This is a genomic window from Cytophaga sp. FL35 (genome assembly GCF_014349235.1).
Classification (GTDB): domain Bacteria; phylum Bacteroidota; class Bacteroidia; order Flavobacteriales; family Flavobacteriaceae; genus Euzebyella.
Genome location: NZ_JACSOH010000035.1, coordinates 23,614 through 31,628 on the forward strand (window position 1 = coordinate 23,614; position 8,015 = coordinate 31,628).

The 8,015-nt window shown below is 34.7% G+C and carries 6 protein-coding genes; all 6 read right to left on the reverse strand.

Features of this window, described 5'->3' with window-relative positions:
• Window positions 1–63 precede the first annotated feature (63 nt).
• Window positions 64–1,941 carry a PD40 domain-containing protein gene (locus tag BIZ36_RS19060; RefSeq protein ID WP_187459464.1) on the reverse strand — a complete coding sequence of 626 codons (1,878 nt, stop codon included), beginning with the start codon at window positions 1,939–1,941 and terminating at the stop codon, window positions 64–66.
• Between the two features lie 164 nt (window positions 1,942–2,105).
• Complete coding sequence (hxsC, locus tag BIZ36_RS19065) at window positions 2,106–3,218, reverse strand: His-Xaa-Ser system radical SAM maturase HxsC (RefSeq protein ID WP_187459465.1); 1,113 nt, start codon at window positions 3,216–3,218, stop codon at window positions 2,106–2,108.
• 8 nt (window positions 3,219–3,226) lie between these two features.
• Window positions 3,227–4,708 carry a His-Xaa-Ser system radical SAM maturase HxsB gene (gene hxsB, locus BIZ36_RS19070; RefSeq protein ID WP_187459466.1) on the reverse strand — a complete coding sequence of 494 codons (1,482 nt, stop codon included), beginning with the start codon at window positions 4,706–4,708 and terminating at the stop codon, window positions 3,227–3,229.
• Between the two features lie 9 nt (window positions 4,709–4,717).
• Window positions 4,718–5,029, reverse strand: coding sequence for a His-Xaa-Ser system protein HxsD (hxsD, locus tag BIZ36_RS19075; protein WP_187459467.1), 312 nt, complete (start codon window positions 5,027–5,029; stop codon window positions 4,718–4,720).
• A gap of 45 nt (window positions 5,030–5,074) precedes the next feature.
• Entirely contained in the window at window positions 5,075–5,701 is a 627-nt protein-coding gene (locus BIZ36_RS19080; RefSeq protein WP_187459468.1) for a peptidoglycan-binding domain-containing protein, read from the reverse strand.
• Window positions 5,702–5,722: 21 nt separating this feature from the next.
• Complete coding sequence (locus BIZ36_RS19085) at window positions 5,723–7,528, reverse strand: carbamoyltransferase family protein (protein WP_187459469.1); 1,806 nt, start codon at window positions 7,526–7,528, stop codon at window positions 5,723–5,725.
• Window positions 7,529–8,015 lie beyond the last annotated feature (487 nt).

Genomic DNA, 8,015 nt, shown 5'->3' on the forward strand with positions numbered 1-8,015 from the left:
ATAAAACAGCAGTGTGAAACAGGTGAGAAACAAAACGAATTCCAATGAATTAAAAGGCATATTCTATTTTATTTCAAGGCTATAAATACCATTATTCAATCCATATTCCGCAGCATAATAAACCTTACTGTTACTTTGCTCTAAAAATATAGGGTCCCATTCATCACCTTTACTTGAGGTCAATTGTTCTGTTTGTAGCGTTTTAAAATTATAGGTAAAAAGGTCCCAATTCTTAAATTTCTTTGCTGCATAAATTAATGTTTCTCCATCAAAGGAAATGGCTGGATCCCACTCATCATACATGGTATTGGTAAGGTTCACTTTTGATTTACCAACCAAATCGGTTTTAAAAACATCAAATTGACCATCGAATTCATCAGAGATGTAAATCAAGCTTTTGTTGTCAGGCGTAAAGATAGGTCTCCAACTTTCATATCTGTCATTGGTTATAACAGTCCTAAGATTCTCGATCAAATCATAAACAATAATGGAAGGTTTTGAGAAAACTCTGTTTGTTGGATTGTACGACCATTCTGCGTATGCAATTTTAGTACCGTCGCTACTAAAATTGGGAATGGCACCAAATATATTCTCTCCCTGGGTAATATATCTTCTTTCGCTACCATCAGCTTTCATTATTCCGACTTTAGTTGTGCTCAGCTCTTGATTTCCCTCAGTGAATGCGATTAATGAATTTAGAGGTGAAGTAGTGGGATGTATTTCATCTATATTGTTCCATGTCAATCTTTGTGATGAATGCATTAAACTATCCGAAATGAAAATTTCCATATTACCATCCCGAAAGGATTGATAAAGTATGCCCTTATTAGATCCTGTAGGGACAGGGTATCTGTCACCAACATTAAAAGGACTTATTTTTTTAATATTATTGGGGGGCACATTTCTATTCTTGAGAAACCTATCGATTTCATTGGCAACCAAAAGGTGGCCATTTCTATTCAGATGTTCATCAAACTCAAAGAATGGATCATATCCAATACTTGAAAATGCGTCTAAAAGGTCAATGTGTTTTATGTCATTTTCTACGCATATTTCATTAATGAGTTTATTTGGATAGGTCATGTCCAACTTGTCCACATCAATATGAAAACTGGATATTACTTCATCAAAGTATTTATAGCTAATTTGCTCTTTTGTTGGGATTTGAACAATTATCAATTCAGCACCAATTGATCTTACGGCTTGGCTGAATTCCTTAAGATATTCTTTAAGTCGTTTAATATCGTTGAGCTTTTGCTCGCTTATATCCTTGTAGAATATATTGAAATCCAAATTGGATTCATTATCTGGATAGAAAGGCTCTGTCCACCTTCCAAGGGGAAGTTCAGCAGGATTTGAATATTTAAAATCATACAGAATAAACCGAAGGAAATTGGAATAGGACATAAGGTAATCTGAAACTCCCGAAGAAGTGTTCTTTACGTTCATGAAGTCGTTGAAGTTACAAATTTGCAGAAATACAATTTCTGGCTTTACATCTTTCAATTCATTAAAAAGTGCCAATTCTTGGGGAACACCAAAACCACTGATACCTGCATTTAATATTATTTTATCAGGATGCAAAGAATACAGTTTAGAACTGAATAAATCCTCATGCTCCACTTGTGCTCCTTGGGTATAAGAATCTCCCAAGAATAACCAATCCACTTCTTTTACGGTAGTTTCAGGATTATCCTCGGAACCTATTCTATAACCTTGATTGTTAGTTATATAGTTAACCTTGAACTCTTTTGAAGTAAACTCTTCCTTTAAATTTGCCTTGTTGAAATAATAATTGGTATGGATATCATATAGATTTTCAATTATGTATTTTTCAAAAACATGATTGAAAATAACTTCTGCATGTAGAAAGAATGACGCGACAATTAATAGATTGATAAAGATTATTGAGATTTGCCTCAACCTCTCTTTCGAAAGCATTTGAACCAAAAAGATTATAAAAAAACAGGAATGCAAATACTAATTAAAATATTTTGGAACAGAAGAAAGAGGACTGCTGGATTAATAATAACCAACCCAAACAAAATGATAGCTAACGTTCTATAATTTACTGAATTGTTTGGGACCATTTATGGTAAACTTGGTTAGTCGATTATTGCCTTAATATATGCGGATTGTATTTTGGATGTTCCAAATACTCCACCACAATCATTTAAATGAGAACATCCTATACACTCCTCCAGATATTCTTTTTTCCAATCACTTATAGAATTTCGGGCAAACTTTCTGGTGCTTGGAGTCAACAAGCAAAGAGGAATATTGTAAATGGAGACATTTATTCCAACACTATTTAAGAACAAGACCGATTGTTCTAATTCTGTTGAGTATGCATGAGGTTCTATCCATAATAGTTTACTATTATAAGGTGTATATCCCGTATATTCAAGTCCCATAAATGCTATGTGCTCTACAAATGGAAGATTAGAGTATATATATTCGGCCAAACGAGGCAAACGTTCAAACGTGAGCTTATGCAGTACGCACCTGATTTCTATTCTGAATTCATTTCTTCCCAAATTATGTAATCCTAGGATTGTCTGATTGAATGCATTTTTAGCCTGAACAATAAAATCGTGATTTTCATCGAAGTCGGAATAAAGAGGAATTCCAAACACTATTCTTTCTTTATCAATTCCATTGAACAATTCCACAAACTTTGGCCATGCAAAGTAACGTCCATTGGTCAAAACATGGATATGGGTTTCTGGAAGCAAGTTTTGGCAATCATCTAGCAACTTAACAAATTTTGATTCAAGTAATAATGGTTCGCCTCCTGTTATTCCCAAGAACTTGGTACTTTTTGGAATTAAATTAATCAACTGTTCATTTATAGTGTAATGATAATCTATGTCATCTGCATTTTTGGGAGGTTGAGAACACATCAAACAATTACTATTGCACATTTCAGTTACGAACAAGGAATTGTGGTTTGATTTAACCCTAAATAATATTCGAACAAATCCGTTAGGCTTTAATAAGAGAACATCACCAAGGTATAACTGATCTAAGAATTTCTGTCCAACTACAACTTTTTGGTTTGCTAAATCTGGATTTATTGAAGTATCGCTTTGCAAAAAGACCAAATCTCCGTTCAAAGATTTACAATTTACTACCCTTGAATCTTCGATTCCCGTAATCTTCGCGACAATTTCTTTTTGAAGATCAAATGCTTTTCCCAGACAAACCAAATCAATCATAAAAGAACTTAATTAGATATCCAAGAAATAAATATTGGCATCACCTCTTCCTTTCGAAAATCCATTAATTCAAAAAGATGTTTGATTATCCCCATATTTTTAAGGCAGAAACCAGAAGTTGGTCTAAAACCTTCAAAATCCCCTTGTGAGGCATAATGATATACGGGGTCAGCCCCGCAATAAGATTGAAAGGCACAGTCAGAACAACCCGCAAGAGATTCATTGCTCCAATATTTGGAAAGTTCCTTTGATTTTTTACCATAAAAAATAGACTCATATGAATCACTGACATGTCCCAATAAAAATGTTAGGTCATTCCTTTCTGCAAGCATTCGAGATTCATCAGATGCATAAACCCTTCCATCATAATTGAACACCACTACATTATTTATAATACCTGACGGGGACTGCAAATCAACGTAATTCGTACAAAAGGGAGTCAATATTTTTTTTAAAAGGATTGCCGTATAATCTTCAACGAAATAACGCCCTCTTTGATTAATCTTAATTATATGATCTAGACCCTTTTTATAGAATTCCAAAAACTTCTTATCATCATATATATTCTTTGTCTTGTTCTTCAATGCAAATCCGTAAGGACTAATAGGTCGCAGAAAAATATTGTTGAATCCATTTTCCAAATAATTGTCGATAATTTCTATTGGATAGTCCAAGCTTAACCTTGTAGTGGTCATCAATGCAGAAACCTGGTCATGGCCAACCATTTTTCTAGCATAATTTATACCATTCAATACAAGCTGGTAGCTATTTCGACCTGTCTTTGGGCGATTGGCATCATGGAGAAATTCAGGACCATCTAAGGAGGTTGAAATCAAAACATTGTGCTCCTTTAGAAACTGAAGATTTTTGGTGTTAAATACAGTTGCATTGGTACATACAACAAATGACAATTCTTTCTTGAAGTCTTTATTTAATCTAGTTATCCTCTCGATTGCATATTCCAATTTATCAAAAGCCAACAATGGCTCTCCCCCCTGGAACTCTATGGTCAATTTTTTTGATGGAGATTTGAACATGTGGTCAATACCAAGATCGATGTCATTATAGGAAATATCGAAGTCTTCACGATTCTCAGTAACCCTAGAGACTTGACAATAATGACAAGAATGGTTGCAACGCAGTGTTAGAACAAATATATGTAGCGACGTAAAACTGTCCAGAAAGCTTTTTTTTGTCCTGTACCTAGTTGCAAGAACATCTATTAATTCTGGAATTGGTTTTCGGGAAATGAAGAATCTGGAAATCAAATCAGGAATGATAGGGTCATTTTCAGCAATACATCTTTGAGCAATCTTCAAAGCAGTACCTCTCGGCACTATCAATGATTCCCCTACTTCATTTACCAAAATTTCTTTGGATTCGGATAGTTCAATAAATCTAAATGGGAGAAGATGGTAATCGGATGCTGAATTACCATAATACTCTCGAGTCCTAAATTTTCTATTTCTTTTATTCCGAATATTTTCCATAGAAATACCTCAACAGTTGGTAGGTGTATCAGCAATTTCCCCTGGTGGACTTTCATCAAACTCGTCACCATGTGCAAAAGCTTTAGCCACTAAAAGTTCCCTGATGTTAACGGTCTCCTTCGAAACTATATCCCTAGTTTTGAAATCAATTAAATCAATTTTCAATCTTTTTATTAAACCATCTACCTTTTGTATTCCTTCCCCTAATTCAAGGTCAATTTCAATTGTTGATAGGCCCTCATTTATAGTAACTGAATACTTTCCAGAGTACCAATAAAAGCACTTGTAGACCACATCTATAGTATAAACTTCCTTGCTCAAGGATATCTTTAAAAGAGAAGGATTGACACAAACGAACTCCACAAATTAATTTTTGAGTTTATAAACAGTTGTGACATCACAAATACCAGTAGAATCGATATTGTTTTCTATTTGAAACCTTTTGACCGCGTCTTCGACAATCTCATCATACGTGTAGATTCCTGAAACCACCATTCCTCCGTCGCTTAAAACTACATATTTCTTCTTTAACAAGATGTTTATCAATTCGGTAACATCCGTTCCTTTCATGCCTTTCCTTAAAATCCTTGAGCCCAATTTATAGTTTGGTATTAATGATGGTGTTTTGACAAAGGTTCCTGAACTAAGACTTGAAGCCGAACCTGATGAGGATGAGGATGGTGAGGATGGTGATGATCTATTGGTTCTTGAACCTGAACTTGTACTTGAGTAATGTGATCGGTGGGACGAATGGGAACGGTGACTCCTGTGGGATAAAAATTCAAATTGATTCAACTTATTCAGTTTCAACAATAATTTTTTACTTCTATCCTCTTTTGAAGGAGCAAGGTTATGGATATGATTTATCCTGTTTTTCAAGTCATCCGAATAAGAACTCTCGTCTATCACATTGTCATATCCATGGGCCGTTGCTATTCCACCCAAGGAACTAATGAATACTTTTTGAATAATATTGGAAAGTTTTTTTGACATTGTGGTTCGGTTGGTTTTTAACTATTTTCTATAAAGAAAATTATTCATTACAAGTAAGTCAAGGTTCGAATTTACAAATGTTTCATAGGCATCTTTAGGAGTACAGACAATGGGTTCACCATTAGTGTTAAAACTTGTGTTCAATAGAACTCCAAAACCAGTTAGTTGCTTGAATTCAACAAGTAGCTTCCAAAATCTCCAATTGGTTTCCTTGGTAACTGTTTGTATTCTCGATGTGAAATCAACATGGGTAACTGCTTGAATATTTGAACGCTCAACTTTAAGTTTATCAATTAAATTTAACGATTTATAATTATCCGGTAAGGGTTTTCTTATTTCTTTTTTGATTCTAGAAATTGAGGACATATATAAATCCGGGCGGTCCGTCTCAAAAAAATCAGTTAAGTTTTCCTCTAAAATTGATGGCGACAAAGGCCTGAAAAGTTCTCTTTTTTTTATTTCACTGTTTATTCTAATCAGGCTTTCCATATATCTCGGATCGGCAAGAATGCTTCTGTTCCCCAATGCCCTAGGACCAAATTCCATTCTTCCCTGAAACCAACCAATAATTTTCCCAGAGGATAATTCTTCCGCAACTAATTTTACTAAATCTGAATACTCCTGAAAGTGTTCAAATTTCAGTAACTTCTTCTCGTTCAGTTCGGAAATATCTTGATTGGTAAAGGAAGGGCCTAGATATGCAAGATTGATGCCGTAATAGCTATCTGGGACAATTCTATCTTGACCTAGAAAGATATGTTGGGCAACTAAAGCGCACCCGATGGCTCCTCCGGCATCACCAGATTCAGGTTGCAAATAAATTTCCTTGAACAATTGCTTTTCCAATAATTTGCCAACAGCAACACAATTGAGGGCAACTCCTCCTGCCAAACAAAGGTTTTCACTATTTGATAACCTTTTTGCTTCCTTGGCGAGTTTAAATATAATTTCTTCAGTTAATTCCTGAACTAGGTGGGCTAAATCACAGTGAGCTTGAGAAAGTCTTGTGTCTGGCTCTCGTTTCGCCAATCCGATTAATTTCGAAAGCCGTTTGGAATCAACCATTTTGAGTGTTCTCGTAAACGAAAAATAAAATGGGTTTAACCATATTGAACCATCATCATAAATCTTGATTATTTGGTCAAGGAACTTATCCTTTAATATCTTATAGCTTGGTGATTCGGGATTTCCGTATGGAGCAAGACCCATAAGCTTATACTCACCTGAATTTATTTCATATCCTAAGAAATATGTAAACGCGCTATAGAACAATCCAAGAGAATTTGGAAAGTGTATTTCTTTCAGAAGCTCTATTCTATTTTGTTCACCTTTAAAAATTGCAGTGGTGCACCATTCACCTACACCATCAATAGTCAATATTACTGATTCATTGTATTTTGAAGTGAAAAAAGTACTTGCTGCATGGGAAAGATGATGCTCCGAAAAAAGTAGTTGATATGATTTGCGATTGAAATTATCGACTTTATTAAGTCCTTTCAATAAGGTTTTCCTCAAAAAAATCTGCTTGGAAAGTATCGGTCGTATAGCATTAACAAATTGTTTAAAGCCATTTGGCGCAATTTGATAAAAAGTCTTCAACTGTCTCTCAAGCTTTAGTAGTGGCTTTTCATAAAAAATGATATAATCGACTTGTTCCATCGAGATTTCACCCTCGGTTAAACAATATGTGACGGATTTTAAGGGAAACCCATTAAAGTGCTTTTTACGTGTAAACCTTTCCTCTTTGGCAGCAGCGATAATTTCTCCGTTGATTAAAAGGCACGCAGCAGAGTCATGAAAAAAAGCAGAAATACCCAAAATTGTCATTATTGAAACAAGTATTTTCGTTTTGAACTTTTGCCAAATTCGGTCTATGATTGATTTGCTCGATTACTATTGATAAAAGTTGTATTACATTCTCTAATTTATAGAAAATAAGCTCTATGCACTTACACAAAGCCGTAATTGATGCCGTTTCTGAAGAATTTAATTTTTTGGATAATATATGTATTCAGCATTTTGCTGTTGCTTCGAATTGAAAATGAGAAGCAAGAGGGTAGCACGCCAGCGCGTGCTAATGATGATCCATCTTATGGGAAGCCCCTTGCAACAAGGGGTTTCAGGGTTGTTCAGAATAGAGCTACAAAGGTGTTTTTAATGGAAAAATGCTTTGAGGCCTTGTTTACTGGGAAATTTTTAATGGAAAAACCGTCCTTTAAGATTTTAGAAAGTAGAGTTGTTCATTTTTGAACACCCTTCGATAGTTCTTTATCAATTTCTTTTTTATTGGTTCTCAAGTCAATTCTACTGACCA

Coding starts and splice junctions, on each gene's coding strand:
- hxsC (WP_187459465.1), bottom strand. CDS start 3,218: ATGATTGATTTGGTTTGTCTGGGAAAAGCATTTGATCTTCAAAAAGAA.
- BIZ36_RS19060 (WP_187459464.1), bottom strand. CDS start 1,941: ATGCTTTCGAAAGAGAGGTTGAGGCAAATCTCAATAATCTTTATCAAT.
- BIZ36_RS19085 (WP_187459469.1), bottom strand. CDS start 7,528: ATGACAATTTTGGGTATTTCTGCTTTTTTTCATGACTCTGCTGCGTGC.
- hxsB (WP_187459466.1), bottom strand. CDS start 4,708: ATGGAAAATATTCGGAATAAAAGAAATAGAAAATTTAGGACTCGAGAG.
- BIZ36_RS19080 (WP_187459468.1), bottom strand. CDS start 5,701: ATGTCAAAAAAACTTTCCAATATTATTCAAAAAGTATTCATTAGTTCC.